13 protein-coding genes are annotated in these 18,196 nt (G+C 58.2%); 6 read left to right on the top strand and 7 right to left on the bottom strand.

Translation table 11 applies throughout. The annotated features are described in order from the left end of the window. Nucleotides 1-264: 264 nt before the first annotated feature. Nucleotides 265-1,434 carry a PspA/IM30 family protein gene (locus MP439_02510; GenBank protein ID MCI2974931.1) on the bottom strand — a complete coding sequence of 390 codons (1,170 nt, stop codon included), beginning with the start codon at nt 1,432-1,434 and terminating at the stop codon, nt 265-267. Nucleotides 1,435-1,492: 58 nt separating this feature from the next. Here MP439_02510 and MP439_02505 point away from each other — a divergent pair, with 58 nt between their 5' ends. Genes MP439_02505 through MP439_02495 form a run of 3 tightly spaced genes read left to right on the top strand, consistent with a single transcriptional unit; the run spans nt 1,493 to nt 3,688 of the window. After that, the gene (locus MP439_02505) at nt 1,493-1,900 is read left to right on the top strand and encodes a hypothetical protein (GenBank protein MCI2974930.1); all 408 of its coding nucleotides are present in this window, start codon (nt 1,493-1,495) and stop codon (nt 1,898-1,900) included. Further along, nucleotides 1,897-3,042, top strand: coding sequence for a rod shape-determining protein RodA (gene rodA / locus MP439_02500; protein MCI2974929.1), 1,146 nt, complete (start codon nt 1,897-1,899; stop codon nt 3,040-3,042). Before MP439_02505 ends, rodA begins: the two co-directional genes overlap by 4 nt. Further along, nucleotides 3,023-3,688, top strand: coding sequence for a bifunctional nuclease family protein (locus MP439_02495; GenBank protein MCI2974928.1), 666 nt, complete (start codon nt 3,023-3,025; stop codon nt 3,686-3,688). The genes rodA and MP439_02495 overlap by 20 nt, the downstream gene beginning before the upstream one ends. A gap of 66 nt (nt 3,689-3,754) precedes the next feature. Here the strand turns inward: MP439_02495 and nadC are convergent, their stop codons facing one another. From nadC to MP439_02465, 6 genes are all read right to left on the bottom strand, one after another. Further along, the gene (gene nadC, locus MP439_02490; protein MCI2974927.1) at nt 3,755-4,672 is read right to left on the bottom strand and encodes a carboxylating nicotinate-nucleotide diphosphorylase; all 918 of its coding nucleotides are present in this window, start codon (nt 4,670-4,672) and stop codon (nt 3,755-3,757) included. Beyond that, on the bottom strand, nt 4,669-6,180 hold the full coding sequence (locus MP439_02485) for an FAD-binding protein (protein MCI2974926.1): 1,512 nt from the start codon (nt 6,178-6,180) through the stop codon (nt 4,669-4,671). Before MP439_02485 ends, nadC begins: the two co-directional genes overlap by 4 nt. A gap of 5 nt (nt 6,181-6,185) precedes the next feature. Further along, entirely contained in the window at nt 6,186-7,181 is a 996-nt protein-coding gene (gene nadA, locus MP439_02480) for a quinolinate synthase NadA (protein MCI2974925.1), read from the bottom strand. A 51-nt stretch (nt 7,182-7,232) separates the two neighbouring features. Then, the gene (locus MP439_02475; GenBank protein MCI2974924.1) at nt 7,233-7,943 is read right to left on the bottom strand and encodes a hypothetical protein; all 711 of its coding nucleotides are present in this window, start codon (nt 7,941-7,943) and stop codon (nt 7,233-7,235) included. A gap of 105 nt (nt 7,944-8,048) precedes the next feature. After that, nucleotides 8,049-12,092, bottom strand: a complete 4,044-nt coding sequence (locus MP439_02470; GenBank protein ID MCI2974923.1) for an EAL domain-containing protein — start codon at nt 12,090-12,092, stop codon at nt 8,049-8,051. A gap of 307 nt (nt 12,093-12,399) precedes the next feature. Continuing rightward, entirely contained in the window at nt 12,400-13,731 is a 1,332-nt protein-coding gene (locus MP439_02465; protein ID MCI2974922.1) for an FtsW/RodA/SpoVE family cell cycle protein, read from the bottom strand. A 43-nt stretch (nt 13,732-13,774) separates the two neighbouring features. On the opposite strand from MP439_02465, the gene ppk1 reads away from it, so the two are divergent. The 3 genes from ppk1 to MP439_02450 are packed head-to-tail and all read left to right on the top strand — an operon-like array spanning nt 13,775 to nt 18,180. Beyond that, a complete protein-coding gene (gene ppk1, locus MP439_02460) occupies nt 13,775-15,874 on the top strand; it encodes a polyphosphate kinase 1 (protein MCI2974921.1) in 2,100 nt (699 codons plus the stop codon). After that, nucleotides 15,864-16,607: a CYTH domain-containing protein gene (locus tag MP439_02455; GenBank protein MCI2974920.1), complete on the top strand. Its 744-nt coding sequence runs from the start codon at nt 15,864-15,866 to the stop codon at nt 16,605-16,607. The genes ppk1 and MP439_02455 overlap by 11 nt, the downstream gene beginning before the upstream one ends. 10 nt (nt 16,608-16,617) lie before the next feature. Further along, nucleotides 16,618-18,180 (top strand): Ppx/GppA family phosphatase, encoded by a 1,563-nt coding sequence (locus MP439_02450; GenBank protein ID MCI2974919.1) that lies wholly within the window; start codon nt 16,618-16,620, stop codon nt 18,178-18,180. Nucleotides 18,181-18,196: the final 16 nt, after the last annotated feature.

The raw sequence follows: 18,196 nt of genomic DNA, 5'->3' as shown, positions 1-18,196 counted from the left end.
CAAACTTGTGAACTTGCCGAACTGGGTGGTTTGCGACGTATTGGTGCACATGATTTGTGGGCGGGTGAGGATAACTCTTTGCGCTGGAGCTCGGGCTCATCCCAGGCATCGAGGCAGACGAAAGCATGGCGTCAATAACGCTTGTGATCGACAGACAAGGCAACAACGATCGAACCCAACAACGATCGAACCCAACAACGATCGAACTACAGCTATTAGCAGCTTGTCGATCAGACCAATTTGGTCGCGACAGTATGGAGCTGCTCAGCTCCCACTGGCTGGTGTTGTTTGAGCATCCTCATCGGGAACTGATGCTGTCGGCGTGTCGAAGAAGAGCTTCTTCGCTTCTTCGAGCGTCATGTCAGGACTAGGGAGTACGAGGTCCGCCTTGGTGGTGTCGGTCTCATCAAGTGCCGTTCCGTTACTTGCAACCAACAGTCCGAGTTGCTTGACCAGTTGTGCGAAGGAGTCGGAATCGTTTTTGTCCACGGCCATCTCAAGGGCGGCGTCGAGGCCGTCAAGCGCTGGTCGAATCGAGTTCGCGATTCGAAAACGATTCTGTCCAAGCACACGAACAACGAAAGTATTGGCTCCGGATACCACTGGTGGCTGGGCGGCACCATCGGATGGTGATGCGTCGGTCGAACCTGCTTGAATTTGTTTTGTGGCGTCATCGTCGGCAGGAGTAGCCGGCGTCGACGGGGCAGCGATGCTCGCTGCGGGGGCAGCTCCGCCTCCAAGCTCCGCCTTCATGGCGGCAAGCTGGAGATCTACGTCGCTGGCCGAGGACTTCTGCGCCAAGGCTGCCTCGATGTCATCGCCATGACCTCCAAGTGATGGTGAATCAAGAACACCCGAGTTGGCGAGTTCGCCGACGGCTGCAGCACGAGACTGCATCTGGGTGATCTTATCTTGGGCTCGGTCCATCATCATGTTGACATCGGTCATTTGATCGGAGAGGCCAGTCAGGTTCTCAAGCGCGGAGGAGGATGCTTTGGCGGCGGTATATTGGGCCTTCATGGTGTCGCGCTGGGCACGGAACGCCTCAATCTTTGAGTTCAGCGTGCGCCCGGTCTCTTCGAGTGCGCTCTCTTGTTGGGCGAGTTGTGCAATCTGGGGGTTTAGAGAGTCGATTTGGGGTTGGATCGCGGTCGCTCGCTGGAGCGCCATCTTTGCGACGTCCTCCTGTCCTTGCTGCAGCGCCTGGCGGGCTTGGCCCTGCAATTTGTCGTATTGCGCTTGGAGTTGCGCACGTTGGGCTTCGAGACGTTTTTGTGAGGTGAGGACGTCGGCGATCGAGCGACGAACCTGCTGAAGATTCTCCTGCATCTTTTCATAACTGAGGTCGATGGCCTGTGTTGGATCCTCAACCTTGTCAAGAAGCGCGTTCGACTTCTGTTGGAAGACCTGAGAGACGCGTTTGAACATGCTCATGAAAGGATCTCCTTAACCCTAAAGTGATACCAGCTAGAGCTACTACTCTATAGCTATCATGGTAGCAGACAATGGTCAAGAATCAGGTGGCGCCTTTGGCGCGGATGCCGATGGTCTGGTTGATTCCTCAGACTTGTTCAAGCTGGCTGCAGAGGCACAAGCCCTTGAGACGGTAGGTCTGGAGCGCGTGCTCGAGCTGTTTGGGGATCGGGTGCACACAGAAGCCAAGCGCAAACAGCGCACCGACTATTTCGATGTTGGATCAGAGCGTTTTAGCCTTGAACGTGACAAAAACGGCAAGGTGGTGGCCAGCAGGGTCGACCACGTCGTTGGTGGCGTACGCATTCGATCAGAGAATTTGAAGCTCTCCGACTGGATTGCCACCGCACTTGTTCGCTTCCAGGCTGAGGCCGGTCAAAGCGCGATGGCGCGCTCGACGCTTGAGAGGATCCTGGGACTGTCATGACCCAGATGGCCGTTCGTCGCAGGACGAGCCTGGTGCAGCGGCTCTTCAAGGTCGATCTTCTGCTCGCTGTCGTGGCGCTGGGCATTGGTGCTTTTGGCGTATTGATGGTCTACTCTGCCACCAAAGAACAGCTGATCCACGCAGGAATCTCTGGAAACTACTATTTCGAGCGTCAGGCCATCTATTTCCTCCTCGGAGCCGTGGCTATGGTGGTGCTAGCGCTTGTGGACTACCAGCGGATCGCTCACTTCGCCTATTTCATCTATGGTGCGAGCCTTCTTGGATTGCTGGCCGTATTGACTCCGGTTGGGTCTTCACAGCTCGGATCGCAGCGATGGTTCCAGCTCGGTCCTGTCCAAGTGCAGCCATCGGAATTTGCGCCGATCGGTGTAATTTTCGGCATCGCTGCATACGTGGCGAATCGAGAGGATCCCATCGATCTGCGAGGGGTTATCACCATTCTCCTGATGGGTGGTATCCCAATGGTGTTGGTGATCAAGCAACCGGATCTCGGTACCGGGATCGTGATCGGCATCATTACGGCGTTGCTGCTGGTCATGGCCGGCGTGCCGGCACGATACCTGTTGGCCTTGCTCGTCGTCGGGGTTCTTGGAGTTGTCACGGTGCTTCACGTTGGCTTTCTCAAAAGCTATCAGCTCCATAGGTTGCTGTCATTTCTCAATCCGAAGGCTGACACTTCAAGTTTTGGCTACAACCTGGCTCAATCCAAGATCGCTATCGGCTCCGGACATATCTTTGGAGTTGGACTTTTCAAGGGATCGCAGACGACACTGGCGTTCGTTCCCGAGCAGCAGACTGACTTCATTTTTACGGCAATTGGAGAGCAACTTGGTTTTGTTGGATCAGCGGCCTTACTGGCCGGATATGCGATACTGATATGGCGACTTTGGAGCGCAATGCGCTGGGCAAAAGACATCACCGGAACACTGATCGTTGCCGGGGCCGTGGCGTGGATTGGCTACTCGATCTTTCAGAACGTCGGCATGACCATCGGTATCATGCCGATTACCGGTATTCCGCTGCCGCTTATCAGCTACGGGGGGTCGGCCATGTTGGCCTTCTTGGCGATGGTCGGCCTGGCACTCAACATTGGGGCCCAGCGTGCCCGTAGTCGATCCTGAGAACTTCAACCTCGCCGGTTTTGTACCCTGTCGACTTATTCGGGTCGGCGTTGACCTTCCGGAGCCATTTGCCCGTATCACGCTGTTGCCTGACGACACGTCCTTGGTCGAGTTCGACATACCGATCTCTATTGAACAGGCGCGCCAACTTGCGCTGATCCTAGCGAAGGAGCGTGCACCGCGGCCGATGACGACCGAATTGATGCAAGATATCCTCGCTGCCCACGGGCAGGGCGTGAGCTACGTCGCACTCGACGATGTCGTTGAGGGCAACGTCCACGCGATCTTGGCGGTGTCAAGTCGAGACGGGCATATCAAGCTTTTTAGCGCTCGTCCATCGGATGCTATCATGCTGGCGCTCCTGCAGCCAGTTCCGGCTCCTATCCTGGTCGCACCTCGATTGGTGGGTGGGCGTCCAGACGAGGCCGACCATGATATCGAGGCGGGAGATATCGAACCTGGAGACATCCAGGCCGCTGAGACTGGGTCGACGCAACAAGGTGACGACTACACGATGATGGACACTACGTTTCACAAAGACGAACGCGATTCGGACGGCTCCAACGAGAACTCTCGACCAACATCTGACGAGCCAGGGCGCACGATTGGTGATGGGGCACATGTGGTAATGGGGCAGAGGCCCTGATGGAGCCAGGCTCGACCGCGATCATATGATTGGGTGCGATCACGACCTCATGTGGGCGGGCGCGCCTTAGCGGTCATCGAGTCCAAGGTCGAGAATCGGTGCTGAGTGGGTGAGTGCACCGATTGCGATGTAATCGATGCCCGTCTCTGCGATTGGGACCACATTGTCAAGGCTCACTCCGCCCGAGACCTCGAGTCGACAGCGGCTTCGCACGCGTTTGACCGCCTCGCTGATTGTGTCGACATCCATGTTATCCAACAAGATGAGATCTAGACCCAGTTCCACTGCTTGGTCGAGTTGGTCGAGATCGTCGACCTCTACCTCGATCGGCCGCGCTGGCTGATGGAGTCGTGCTCGTGTGACCAGGTCGGCGAGCGACCCGTAGGCAAGGTGGTTATCTTTGATCAAAAAGGCATCCCAGAGCCCGAGGCGATGGTTGACGCCGCCGCCACAGCGCACCGCGTGTTTCTCCTCGAGGCGCAGGCCGGGGGTAGTTTTGCGGGTATCGCGTATTTTGGCTGAGGTGTGAGCGACCTTTGTTACGTAGGTGCGGGTCAACGTTGCCACGCCTGAGAGATGACACGTCAGGTTCAGTAGTGTGCGCTCTGCAGCCAGGATGGTTCGCAAGCTACCGCTTATCGTGGCGATCTTCGTTGTCGCCTCGAGCGGGTCACCATCGCCGAGGAGGGCTTCATAGTTTGGCACCTCATAACCGAGACGTTGTGCGGTCAGTGCCAACACCAAGGGGACGACTTGCTGACCAACGAAGACGCCAGGCGCCCGTGCGACGAGCGCGAGTTCCACATCGTGGTCTTCGAGCAAGGAGCCAGTGAGGTCGATTGGGCGTGAGTCGTCGCTTTGGATCGAGCCATGGGTGGAGGATGCGCGATGCGCCGGTGGTTCAGTCGAAGCTGACATCGGGTCAAGCTGTGGTTGGATAAGGTCTTCGTCAAGGGCGTGATTGATGACATCAAGCAGTGTCATTGGGGCCGTCCTACTCGTCGAGGAACTTGGGCGCCAACAAATTCGATGCGATACTTTGGGTCTTCGTTGCTGGCGTCTGATCGGGTATGTGCGCCAACGCTTCCCTCCCGCAAGATGGCGGCGGTGAACATGAGCTCGACCAACGCCGTGACACCGGTTAGGGCATGGGCATCCCAGGGATCCATGGGGATGGTAGGGAGGGTTGTGAGGTCTGCGCGGGCAGCCATGAGTGTCGCGCGGTCTCGCTCGATGCCTAAGCCGGCATCTACAAGTGCGCAAAGCTCGGAGCGCTTGGGAGCACGTGATGGCAGATCGAGGCTTTCATGGGGGTGTGATGAGCGCAGATGTCGCGGACTCTCGGCGAGAGAGGTGGCGATGCGCCGGGCGAATACCAGGCCTTCGAGCAGTGAGTTGGACGCAAGACGGTTGGCTCCGTGAACGCCACTGTTCGCGCATTCACCAACGGCATAGAGACCGTCGACGCTAGTCTCGCCGTCGGCACCAGCGACGATCCCGCCCATGCTATAGTGCGCAGCCGGTCGTATGGGAACGGGACCGTTGACAAACGGATCATGCCCATAACGCCGACAGTTGGCCAGAAAGGTCGGAAAGCGCGCCGCGACCTCACGCGCACCGATTGGTCTCACGTCAAGATAACTCGGTCCGCAGTGGCGATGCATGGCCAGGGCAACCCGATCACGTGTTGCCAACTCACCAGCTGGATCAGTCTCGAAGAGAAAGCGTTTGCCGTCCTCGTCGACGATGAAGGCACCTGCTCCTCGTAGGGCCTCGGTTGCGAGCGCAAGCGGAGAGCCCGACAGGGCAATGGCTGTCGGGTGGAACTGCGTGAACTCCAGGTCCGCAAGCATTGCGCCAGCCCGGTATGCGGCGATGATGCCCGTACCGATATTTGTGTCGGGCGAGGTGTGATCTCGCCACAGACCGGTGGATCCACCAGTAGCGAGCACCACCCTTGGCGCACGCACCGACCACCCCTTTCCTTGGCGTTCAGCGATGATGCCACAGACCCCGGCATCGTCGACCAGAATTTCGATTAGCCGACCGGTCGCCAGCGTGATGTTGGGTGCGCTAGCGCACCGGGGCCCAAGTACCTCCATGATGGCAAGACCGGTCGCGTCGCCATTGGCGTGGCGAATTCGTGGGCTCTGATGTCCTGCCTCGCGCTCGAGTGTTGGCTCGAACTCAACACCCTGGCTGATCAAAAAGGCGATCGCCTCTGGTGCCTCGCTGACCAGACGACGGACCTGGGCGGGGGCGTTGAGGCCTGCTCCGGCGGCGATGGTGTCGTCGGCGTGGGCAAGAATGTCGGCTGATCCATCCGATGCCGCGGCAACACCACCCTTTGCCCAGTGACTGGAGGTGCTGGTATAGCTCTGGCTGACAATCACAATGCGTGTTGTGGTTGGCAACGACAGTGCGACGGTGAGCGCAGCAATGCCAGCACCGACGATGACCACGTCGAAGGCTGCATCGTCGTCGATCTGCATCGTGGTCACGGCCGTGCCCAGGTTCTCAAGGCGGGATCGACCATCCGTTCAACGGCTAAGCGAGCCCTTGCGATGGTCTCGTCATCGAGCATGATTTCGTCGTTGGCACCACCGAACGATTCAAGGAGTCGTGCGGGCGTAATCCGGTTCATGTACGGGCACTCAGCCTGGTCATTGACCGCCTCGAAGTGCACCGCTGGGTTCGCTGCCCGAAGGTCAGAGAGTATCCCGATCTCAGTGGCGACGAGCACGTGGTCCTCGGTCGTCTCCCGTGCCTTTGCGATCATCTGGTTGGTGGAGAGAAACTGTACGCGTTGGCGTCCATGGATTCGGTCCCCATCAGCGAGTTCGTACAGGGTCGAGGTAGTACAACCGCACTCAGGATGCACCATCATACTCGCCTCGGGGTGCTCGGCCATCTTGGCGCGGAGTCGATCGGGTGAGATGTCGGCATGGACGTGACATTCGCCCATCCAGAGGTGCATGTTGGGGTGCTTCGTCATGCGTTGGACGTACGCTCCAAGGAATTGATCGGGCAAAAAGAGAATCTCACGGTCCTCGGGGATGGAGCGTACGACTTCGACAGCGTTTGACGAGGTGCAACAGACGTCGGAAAGCGCCTTTACGGCTGCCGAGGTGTTGACGTAGGCGACCACGATGGCTTCAGGGTACGTCGACTTCCAAGCAGCCAGATCGGCTGCGGTAATCGAGTCTGCAAGGGAGCATTCAGCGTCGTCGGCTGGGAGGATGACTCGCTTGTGAGGGGAGAGCATCTTTGCCGTCTCGGCCATGAAGCGGACTCCACAAAAGACGATCGTTGAGGCGTCGGTGTCGCGAGCCTGCTGAGACAGGTAGAGAGAATCTCCAGTTACATCGGCAACCCGTTTGATCCAAGGCGGCTGGTAGTTGTGTGCCAAAATGATGGCGTGATGATCGTCGACGGCTTGCCGAATATGTCGTTCGAAATCCACCTGGTCGAGCGGCGGTGCAATAATACTCATGATGAGCATTAGTATAGCTTGGCTACCAGGAAGCTAGGCAGAACGATTGAGCTAGTCGTGCTGAGATCGGCTGACGCGGTATAAGAGAGCTGGGCGTCCTATGGTTTGGTTGACGGCCAGGTCAGTCGATTCGACGTACCCAGACTCAAGGATCTTTCGCCGGAAGTTCTGGGTATGGAGTGAGCGTCCAAGCAGCATCTCGGTGCGGTGTTGTAGATACGAGAGGGTGAAGGCTTCGGGTTCGATCTCTTCGATCACTGGCCGTCGATCCAGTGATTGCCGAAGGTGATCGAGGGTTGCCGCAAGCAGCTCCCGATCATGGGGGTTGAGCTGCTCATCGGGCGTGTCGCTGCATGGCCGTGATGGCGGCTGGCGTTGGTCAGCCTCTGGGAGCAGCTGGTAGAGGGGGGCCCAGGTGAGGTTGTCTCCGTTGGTAAACCGACTTTTGGCAAAGCCGTAATAGCAAAGTTCTACAACCGACGGTTCGATTGCCAGGTTTTGGGTAGCGATGCTCAAGGTCAAGCGCGAGATGGTAAGGCCAACGGTACCAACCAAGAACCGTTCGGCTTTGGAGATGAGGCTCGCATCGAGGGCATTGAGATGCACGCGAAGGAGTGAGAGGCAGGTACCCCTTTGCTCAGCGAGTATGAAGGGTTGGTGTGCGTCGAGCTGCAACGGGACGACCACAAGAAAGACCGGAGGTTCGCTGCTTGGCTCGGTTTCTCTGATGGGCTCGGTTTCTTTGATGGGCTCGGTAACCATGATGGCCACGTTATTCGAAGAGCGTCCGTCACACTTCGCGAGCGAGGCGCCATAGCGGAGACGCCCCCAGCAGCGCCTGGCGTTGACCGATCATCAGTGGCCGTGCTAGATGGTCCATGACCACGGAGTATCGTGATCTTCCTGGGCTGAAGCTGGCATTCGAGTCCGATCTTGGCGCTCTGACTGGAGAGGATCGAGTGAGGCTCCGTCAAATGCGGTGGGATTTTCCAGTGGTGCTTGAGCTAGAACTTGGGTGGTGACCTCCTCGAACCAGTCGGTGAGCGCGTCTACCACCTCGGTTGGCGGTATGTCGTGAGCGTGGAGATCGTTGTGCAGCATTGCTCCGACGCTGTCCGAGTACCCAGTACGCTCGAAGTAGCGAGTCAATGCGCACTCTGTGAGTGGTCCACGGCGATAGTGGCCCGGGCTGTGCACGAAGGCCCAATGGTAGGCCATCGCTCCGAGCAGCGATTGTAGTTCGTCGTCAATGCCGCAGTGATACGACAGTGCCCAGGGTACGAGCTGATCGGTGGGCATGGGGCGTGCAATGTGAAACCCTTGGCCGAAGGTGGCACCGAGGCGCTTGGCAACCTCCGCCAGCGTCGCGTCTTCGATTCCTTCAACCACAACCTTTTGACCCGCGTCGACGGCCGAAAGAATGAGTGTGCCGAGGAGGTTCAGGGCGGTGCGAGGATGGTCTTTGATGCGGGCAACGAAGTGGTGATCGATCTTGATCAACTTGGCGGGAATGTCGATCAAGCGTAACCAGTTCGAGTAGCCAGAGCCCATGTCGTCGATGGCGAGCTGGATACCGGTCTGGGTCACCGCAGCAAGCGTCCTGGGGTCGGTGACGGGGTGCTGGTCGGTCTCAAGGAGCTCCAGGATGAGGCGTTGGGGAGGAAATCGGTGCTCGCGAAGCGTCCCGGACAACCAGGAGGTTAGTTCGGGATTGGCAAGTGTCGATGCATCGATGTTGACGGTGATGTCGAGGATGAGTCCATGGGATCGCCAATGGCGCTCGGCATCAAGGAGCTGCAAGAGGGCGAGCCGGAACAGTTGATAGCGCTCGCTGGTGCCAAGGATGCCAAGGAACGATCCGGGACCGATAATGGTCCCATCAGGATCGGCAAGGCGAGCAAGCCCTTCGACCTTGACCACCTTGCCGGTACCAAGTTCGATGATTGGTTGGACATACATGCGCAAACCGCCACTGAGTAGGAGCTCGCGATACGCGATGGCCTGACCACGTGCGAGCACCTGGGTCGGGGTGACAATTCGATAGAAAAGGTTCTCAAAGCGTTGCTTGAGATTAACGCAGAATCGCCTCATCCAGTCCGACGAGAACTGTGCTGGATGTGTGCCAACGATCATCACAAGGCCTACCGGGCGTCCGTTGAGATTCTGAATTGGAATCGCAACCGCTGAAGTGAGGCCGAACTTGCCTACCACGGCGTCGTTACCTACGTTGATGTCGTCACCCACGAGACGGTCAGCGGCGACGATGGTCGCTTCGCGCCATGCCCTGGCTGGGAGACCTTGATTTGCCGTGTTCGATGGGTACACGACATTGGAGGCCTCGGGGGTGTTGAAGGCATCCGCGATCGCGCGGCCCTTCGAGCCTGCATAGGCCTCTACAATCAGGGCGTCGTTACTCGCCTGTCGGGCGAGCACCACGGCACGAACGCCTGGTAGGTCTCCAATGATGTCAACCTCGGCCTGGATGATATCGATCCATGTCGCCGCTTCGGCGGGGATCGGGTTGGCGAAGATGTTGAAATAGCGGTCATTGACCGCGCTGATGGCCGCGAGCTGAGCCGCGAGTTCGTCGTCGATTCGTCGGTCGATCAGTGCCATCAGCTGCTTGGCGTTGTGAGCCTGCGTGCGCACGCCATCGAGACTGTCGATCAGGGCTTGACGAAAGGTGTTGGTGGAATCAACCAAATTCGCCGGGCTAAGACCGACGAGCCAGTGAGCAACACCGACATGAGCGGCCATGCGCTCCAATGTGGACTGCTCCAGTGTTGGGGTCAGGATCGCCGCCAAGTATTTTGCTTGTTGCGCTTTCAGCGCCGTGTGTCCGTCGGCGCCAAGGCTCGCACGGATCCGTTGGCTGGCTCCAAAGCGGTCGATTACCTCGTGATAAGCACCGATGGCATTTTCGACGAGACCGTCGCATTCGGTGAGCGCCGACGCCAATAGGCCAGCGGCTTGGTCCCCATAGGCGGACGGGGGTGATGGTTTTGGGGGGTTGGCCACCGACAACTCCATGGACTCTGAGAGCAACGTCCACCAACGTTGGCGATGATACTTGTTCTGCTTAGCATTGTATAGTGCCGCATCGGCAGCTCGCAGTAGTGCGTCTGGTTCAAGCGCATCGTGAGGAAAGAGGGCGACACCGATGCTCATGTCGATGGTGACACTGGTGTTTGCATCAAGATCAAAAGGCATCTCTACCGCCTGATGGAGGCGTGTGAGCGTATGGGTAAGGTCATGGCTTGGCTGCGATGGTGTCGTGGCGAGCGCATTGATGAGGACGACGAACTCGTCGCCGGCGAGACGGATGATGCTGTCACCCTCACGCAGGAGCCCCATGAGTCTGCGTGCAAGCTGCACGAGTAGTTCATCGCCGCTATGGTGGCCGAATCGGTCATTGACCGGCTTAAAGTCATCGAGGTCGATCACGCCGATGGCAAGCGTGCGCTGGTTCACCTTCGCTTGGCCCAGGGCGCTCGTGAGCAGCTTGTCAAGTGCACGGCGGTTCGGTAGACCAGTCAACGCGTCGTGTTCAGCCAGATAGCTCAGCTCCTGCTCACGCTCCTTGAGGTCGACGATATTGCGAGCGATTGCAGAAAGGTACTCGACGTGTCCGGAACCGTTCCTGTGGGCCATCATGACCATCGAGAGCGGTATGGTAGTGCCATCGGTACGTGTGATGCTCAATTCTCCTTGCCAGCGGCCATTCGAGACAGCTTGTTGGACGGAGATCAGGAAGGAGTCTTGCCCTGCAGGGTCACCGATGAGTTCGATGAAGTGCTGACCCTCGACGTGTGCTTCTGGGGTAAGGTTCAGGAGCTGACGCCCCCCGTTGTTGAGGTAGATGAGCTTGCCGTTGCGATCGGTGATGCCGATGCCGTCTGAGGTGGAGTCAAGAATTGCGAGCAGTCGCTGCTGGGCATCGATTGCCGCGCGTTCATCGGTGAGGTCGACTTCGACGACGACCGCGCCGATGACCTCTTCGTGATCATCTAACAGGCGGGTTGCTGAGACGTGCACCCAGTGATGTACGCCGGCCTGACTCACCTGGGGTGCATCCCACTCGAGTGCGTCGTCGCCATGGGACGTTCGACCAAGTCGGGTGAGAAGCCCGTCAAAATGACGGTCGCCAAAGACGACCCCAGGGTCGGCTCCCACGCACCTGCCGGCTTCAAGTTCGAAGAGACGTTCGCACCCCTCGTTACACCAGGAGATCAGTCCAGCTTGATCGAGCATGAAGACCGCCTCGGGCACCTGTGCGATTGCGGCGGCAAGCTGACGACGTTGTTGTTGATCGCGAATTACGGTGAGGCCGTTGGAGAGGTCGTTCGCGAGACGCTCAAGCAACAACTGCTCCTCAACTCCTGGAAGGGCGTGCTTGCCAAAGTAGACCACAAGAATAGCGTCGATCGAGGTGTGCTCCATGATCGGGAGCGCGTGCACCCCCATCAAGTTGTGTTGAGAAGCGGCGTGACGCCAGGGCTCGTAACTAGGGTTGTGAAGCGCTTCGGCATCAAAGACAGCGCGGCCCATTCGCCAGGCTCTACCAACCGGTCCCTGTCCGGCGGGGATGTTCTCGAGAATGGAGACATCGATCTTGTCGAGATAACCAGTATCCCCACAGCTTGCCAACGCAACGACCTGCCCGTTAGGCCCAGGGCGACCGATCCAGGCGAGGCGAACCGGGTCGATTTGACAGATCAGAGAGCAGAGGTCTTGAAAGAGAACACTTTCATGGGCATCGGCACGGATGAGTTCACTCGCTTGTGCCAGCAGGCGTTGGTATTCGTTGTTGCGAGCTAGTCGCTTACCGAAGGCATTGCGCCTCAGTCCATATCCGACACCGGCGACGACCCCGATGACGAGGATGATCGTCAGAGCAAGTTCAGCAGCCATCGCGTACGAATGCTCCGGGGTATACCTGCGACCCAGCCGTCTCGGCCCTCGAAGGGAATTCGCATTGTTGACCCAATGTCATGGTATAGATATCGTAGTGCTGCTCGATTTCTTGAAGGTCGTTTGCAGCCGATCGGCCGGGCGTTTAATCAAATCCAGCGTGAGTGGTGGCTCGTGCCTGCGCGAGGGTGCCTTCGGTGTCGGCGCGGGGGCGTAATGCTAGGAGCGTGCTGAATAAGCCCGATTATTGCCAAACTAAGATGCTAAAGGTCCTGTTCAGAGAGCTGTGATGTTCTTGAAACATGACTTATTCAGCACACTCCTTGGCCGCGTTGAGGTTTGACTCGCGTTGATCGCCGTACTGATTTGATCGATGCGAAATGCGCATGAGGATAGCCAAAAGAATGTAATTAGCCAGCAGTGACGATCCACCATAGGCAAGAAACGGAAGGGTCATCCCCGTCAAGGGCAGCACCCGGATCACCCCAGCCAGAATAAAGAAGGTCTGCAGCGCAACGATGACCGTGAGCGTCATTGCAAGCAGTGAGCTGAACTCCCCATGTGCCCTCAGTGCGATTCGAAGGCCAGCGCCGACGAGGAGGAGGAAGGAGATGATAATGGCACTGGTGCCCAAAAGCCCGAGTTCCTGGCCAAAGGCGGCGAAGATAAAGTCAGAGGTTGCGACAGGAACCGTGGGATGGCTCAGTCCAAGTCCAGACCCGCTCAGGCCCCCAAGGCCAAAGGCGTATTGGGCCTGGATCAACTGGTACCCGCTGGTGGCCGCGTACTTCCATGGGTCAAGCCACACGGTGATGCGTTGATGGACCTGTGGCAGCACGAGGCCTCCGACCACGAACCCCAGGACAAAAGTCACCGCCCCAAAGAACAAGTAGGCCTTATTGCCGGTTCCGATCCACATAATCAACACAAAGGTGGTGAAGATGAGCAGAGCAAAGCCAACATCCTTCTCGGCGGCCATGATGGCGAGTGCGACACCAAAGGTCAAGGCAATCGGTCCAAAGCGGCGCAGACCACCGCCTCGCAATCGAGCGAGAAGATCCCGTTTCTCAACAATCAATGAGGCGAGGAAAATGGCGAGGAGCAACTTGGCGATCTCAACCGGTTGGAAACTCAAGCTACCCAGATGCACCCAGAGGCGTTCGCCGCCAATATCCTCGCCAATACCTGGGAGTAGTGGACTAAAGAGCAAACCAATACCAACGATAGCGAGGATGTAACGAAACCGATCCAGCGAGTCTGGATTACGTATGAAATAGATACACGCGACGTAGGCGATAACGGATACCAGCGTCCAGATCGCCTGGAGATGTGCCTGAGGGGGGTCGAGGACTCCAATCATGACAAAGCCTAACCCGTTGAGGAGTGCGGCGATCGGTAACAGGATTGCGTCCGCATCCGATGCCAGGTAGCGGTTGGCGATGTGGGCTCCGATCGGAACGAGCACCACGATCGCGAGCCATGGGTCCACAATGTCAATGCGCCCGTTGGGGTGGAGTCCGTAGAATCCAAGAACCCAAGCGAAGATGGTCACGATAGCAGCGACGGTGAGCAGCTCAAGCTCTCGTCGACGACGCTCGTACCCGCGGGTACGTATCCTCACCTGCTCCGTTGTTGCCACAACCTAGACTATAGTCTGCCCGTCATGTAGAACAAGGAGCGAGATGCGCCAACCTTTTGAACTGCCACTCGAACTTCATCCAAAGCCGTTGGAACCGGGGGATTCGAGATATTTCAACCGTGAGCTCTCGTGGCTGGAGTTTGGCGCTCGTATTCTCGAGCTGGCTGACGATGAAAGCCTCGGTGCGCTGCAGCGGGCAAAGTTTTTTGCTATCTTCGGTGCTGGCCTTGACGAGTTCTTCCAGGTGCGGGTCGCCGGTCTCAAGGATCAACTGGTCTCACCCTTTACGATCCGCTCTACGGATGGCCTGACCCCACGTGAGCAGTTGCGCAACATTCGGGGACGGTTAACTGGTCTGCTCGAGGCTGGTGAGGCAAGTTATCACCATCGGCTGCTGCCGCGCCTCGCAGAGCTTGGCATCAGGATCGAGCAAGTAGCGACACTTCCGGATGCGACTCGGGCGCGGCTCAAGAGCGCCTTTGAGGCCGACTTATACCCAGTCTTGACGCCGCTATCGGTGGATCCAGCACACCCGTTTCCCTACATCTCGAATCTTTCACTGAACCTCGCGGTTGCAGTTCGAGAGCCCCTCGACCACGAAGAGCGCTTTGCTCGTATAAAAGTGCCCTCGAACTTTCCACGCCTTTATCCGATTGGTGGTGGCTCCTTTGTACTGCTTGAAGACCTGATCCAGTCCTTTGGTGCACTGCTGTTTCCTGGGATGGAGATCGGTGAGACGGCGTTGTTCCGCGTGACCCGCAATACCGATCTCGTGCTGGAAGAAGGCGAGGCTGATGACCTTCTGGCCATGGTCGAGACCGAGTTACGGCGGCGTCGATTTGGGCGAGCGGTCCGCCTTGAGATCGCCGCCAACTCGTCGCCGGCGATTTTGGCCTTACTGATCGACGAGTTAGAGCTTCATCGCGATGATGTCTACAGCACGGGGCTACCCCTTGACATGCGATGCCTGTTTGAGGTGTACGACCTCGGGCTGGAGGACGAATGTGGTCCTCGGGCGGCCGGCCGTACACCGGCGGCTTTTGCCTGCCCAGAAGGCGAGCCGGTCGATCTATTTTCCGCCATTAAGGCGGGGGACATCCTTGTTCATCATCCCTACGATAGCTTCTCATCAACGGTGGAGACCTTCGTTGCGGCGGCTGCCCGCGATCCTGACGTATTAGCGATCAAACAGACGCTCTATCGCACCTCTGGGGACTCTGCGATCGTTGAATCACTGATCGATGCGGCTGAAGGCGGTAAGCAAGTGGTGGTGATCGTCGAGGTCAAGGCTCGATTTGATGAACTCGCCAACATCGGGTGGGCGCGAAAACTCGAGGATGCTGGCGTCCATGTCGTGTACGGTGTCGTCGGACTCAAAACCCATTGCAAGGCGATTATGGTCGTTCGCCGCGAGAGCCAAGGGTTGGTTCGCTACTGCCATCTTGGCACCGGCAACTACAACGCCAAGACTGCTAAGACATACGAAGACTACGGGCTCTTCACCGTTGACCCCCAGATTGGTCATGATCTCGGTGAGGTGTTTAACTACCTCACCGGCTTCTCACACCCTTCGCATCTGGAGAAGCTCATCCTTGCCCCAATCGATCTGCGAGCCCGCATCACCTCGCTGATCGAGCGAGAGACAGCACGTGGATCCGAGGGATACATCGGCTTTAAGGTCAACGGGCTCGTCGATCCTACGATCATCGATGCCCTGTATGTGGCATCGCAGGCTGGTGTCAGGGTTCGCGGACTGGTTCGTGGCATCTGCGCGCTGCGTCCAGGGGTTCAGGGGCTTTCACAAGGAATCGAGATCCGCTCGATCGTCGGCGAGTTCCTTGAACATTCGCGCATCTTTGTCTTCGGAGACGCTGGGGACTCCTCGGCTGAGATTCTTCTCGGTTCAAGCGATCTCATGCAGCGTAACCTCGATCGACGAGTGGAGTTACTGTTCCCTCTCGAGAACCTCGACCTTCGCCGCCGGGTTATTCAAATGCTGGAGCTGGAGTGGCAAGACGATACGAATGCCTGGACGCTCGGCGCCGAGGGACGCTGGACGCGTCTGGTTCGTCAACGAGGAATCTCTGCGCAGCTAATCCTTAACGGGTCCGCACCTGATCACGGGACTCTCAGTGGCGCGTGAAAGCGAACTCAAGCGGCGTCCAGGAGACCGGCCACGCGGCCGAGAGGTCGTTGCAGCCATCGTGGCAACATGCGAGCGCATGGTCGGGCCATCCACGATTGAAACCCTGACCTCGCGCTACCTTGACGACGACCAAGTCACCCTTGGTCGACACGGCGTTGGGCTGAGAGCTCGCGGAGATCGCGGAGCCAGTGAAACCTGTTGGACGGTCAAAATTGGCGCAGTGCCAGATGCGAGTGGTCTCGCTATCGCTAGGGAGTACGAGACGATGGGCTCATGGAGCGAGGTTCCAGCTGCGCTCTCGCTTGCGTTGCGCTCCCTAGGAGTAGGTCTACCGCTCGTGGAGATCGCCGCCTTCGACACCACGCGGGAGCGGTGGCTTGGTGAGCGTGGGGGAGCCGAGCTCGAGATCTGTCTCGATGTCGTCCACGTTGCCTTCCCTCGCCGGTTGACCTTTGTCGAGATCGAGGTCGAGAGCCAAGATCGTGACCTGCTTCGCCGACTTGTTGACGAGATCGACGAACGCTTCCCCGATGTCACCCCCAGTCCGGCATCGAAGTTGGCAACCGCCCTTGAAGGGAGCGCTTGCGCCCAAGGGGGGGCGAAGTCGATATCTGGACCCTCGTCGGTTGACCGGGTTGCGGACTTAGGTGGCCGCCTGGCGGACTTGCTCGAGCAATCGACCCCAATCATCACTCCATGGTCTGACGCCAGAGGTGGTGTCGATCAATGAAGCCACTACCGTGAGGTCACCCAGCATGGCCGCTGATGTCGTCGTTGCAGCAATAGACCTTGGTTCGAATTCATTTCACCTCGCGGTGGTGAAGGTGCGACCCGATCTCACGCTTGAGCCGATTGCGAAAGAGCGTGAGATGCTGCGTCTTGGCGAGGTCGTCTATCGCGAGGGATATTTCCCCGACGAAAGCATCGAGGCCGCGGTCAGCACCGTTGCTCGATTTTCCATCATTGCTGAGCGTTTTGGCGCTAACGTCGTGGTTGCCAAGGCGACAGCATCGTTCCGAGATGCTGAAAACACCCAGGAGCTCATCGATGCGATCGCGACGAAAACCGGTATTGATGTTCAGGTGATCAGTGGTCACGAAGAGGCAACACTCATCTTTGATGCCATACGCGCTGCCTGTCATCTCGGTTCACGGCCCGTGTTGGGTGTCGACCTCGGTGGGGGAAGTCTGGAGCTGATGCTTGGTGACCAGCGGCAGCTGATTGCAGCCCGTAGCCTCAGGCTCGGCGTCGGACGCTTGCGAGCCAGATTTGGCGATGATGACGGCGATCAAAGGGTGAGAACCTACCTTGCGCATGAGCTCAACGAGCCGCTGTCGACACTGGCTAATTATTTGCCCACTCGGCTAATCCTCACCAGTGGGACGATGAATGCCATTGGCCGTCTCGCGCTCTCGCTCGACAGCGAGCGCGATGAACTCGATGATGGACTTTTGGCCCGCTTGGTCAGCCGCCAATCGCTGCTCGGGGCCTGTTCGGCGATTCTTGCCACTCCCATCAGCGACCGGCCAAGCCTCAAAGGGATCGATGACCGACGAGCCGCGACCGTTGGATTTGGTGCCAATATTCTCATGGCCATCCTTGATGCCGTCGCCGTCGACGAAGTCTGGCTGTGTTCTTGGGCACTTCGTGAAGGTATTGTGCTGCGCGAGGCTGCAAGCCAGGAGCACTTCGCATTCTCGGTCGACCCATCAGAGCTGAGGCATGGATCGGTGCGGGAGTTGTTGCAGCGATATCGGGGCAATGAGGCCCACGCGACGTTTGTGGCCGATCTGGCATGTCGACTCTTTGACGATCTCGCCGTCTTGCATGGGCTCTCAGGGCAAGCTCGTGAGCGTCTCCAAGTAGCTGCCCTGTTGCACGACATTGGAGCCTTTATCAGCCGTGATAACCACGATCGTCACGGGCAATACCTGGTTACGGCGTCGCCCCCGCGGGGGTTCTCGCGGCGTGAGATCGAGATCATCGCTCACGTGATCGGATCCCATACCAAAGGGGAGATTTCGATCGCCAAAGAGCTCGACGAGATCGATGTACACGAGATCAAGGTAGCGACAGCCCTGGTGCGTTTGGCTGATGCTCTGGATCGGTCCCACCAACAGCTGATTCGCTCGCTTCGTTGCAAGGTGCATCCCTCGTCGCTGGAGCTCTCCATCAGCGCCACGACTGATCTGGGGGCCGAACTCTATGCGTTGCGAAGGAAGCGTCGGTTGCTCGAATCCCTGTTTGACCGAGAGCTTCGGGTCGCAATTACCAACGTCGGGGGTGCCGACGGTCCCGTCTAGGCTGGAGTCATCAATG

This window comes from Ferrimicrobium sp. (assembly GCA_022690815.1).
Lineage (GTDB): Bacteria > Actinomycetota > Acidimicrobiia > Acidimicrobiales > Acidimicrobiaceae > Ferrimicrobium.
This window is presented reverse-complemented; position numbering and strand designations above follow the sequence as displayed.

Excerpts from the sequence above, each read along its gene's own strand:
- MP439_02485 (MCI2974926.1), bottom strand. The coding sequence starts at position 6,180 with ATGCAGATCGACGACGATGCAGCCTTCGACGTGGTCATCGTCGGTGCT.
- nadC (MCI2974927.1), bottom strand. The coding sequence starts at position 4,672 with ATGACACTGCTTGATGTCATCAATCACGCCCTTGACGAAGACCTTATC.
- MP439_02510 (MCI2974931.1), bottom strand. The coding sequence starts at position 1,434 with ATGAGCATGTTCAAACGCGTCTCTCAGGTCTTCCAACAGAAGTCGAAC.
- ppk1 (MCI2974921.1), top strand. The coding sequence starts at position 13,775 with ATGCGCCAACCTTTTGAACTGCCACTCGAACTTCATCCAAAGCCGTTG.
- MP439_02505 (MCI2974930.1), top strand. The coding sequence starts at position 1,493 with ATGGTAGCAGACAATGGTCAAGAATCAGGTGGCGCCTTTGGCGCGGAT.
- nadA (MCI2974925.1), bottom strand. The coding sequence starts at position 7,181 with ATGAGTATTATTGCACCGCCGCTCGACCAGGTGGATTTCGAACGACAT.
- MP439_02475 (MCI2974924.1), bottom strand. The coding sequence starts at position 7,943 with ATGGTTACCGAGCCCATCAAAGAAACCGAGCCCATCAGAGAAACCGAG.
- rodA (MCI2974929.1), top strand. The coding sequence starts at position 1,897 with ATGACCCAGATGGCCGTTCGTCGCAGGACGAGCCTGGTGCAGCGGCTC.
- MP439_02470 (MCI2974923.1), bottom strand. The coding sequence starts at position 12,092 with ATGGCTGCTGAACTTGCTCTGACGATCATCCTCGTCATCGGGGTCGTC.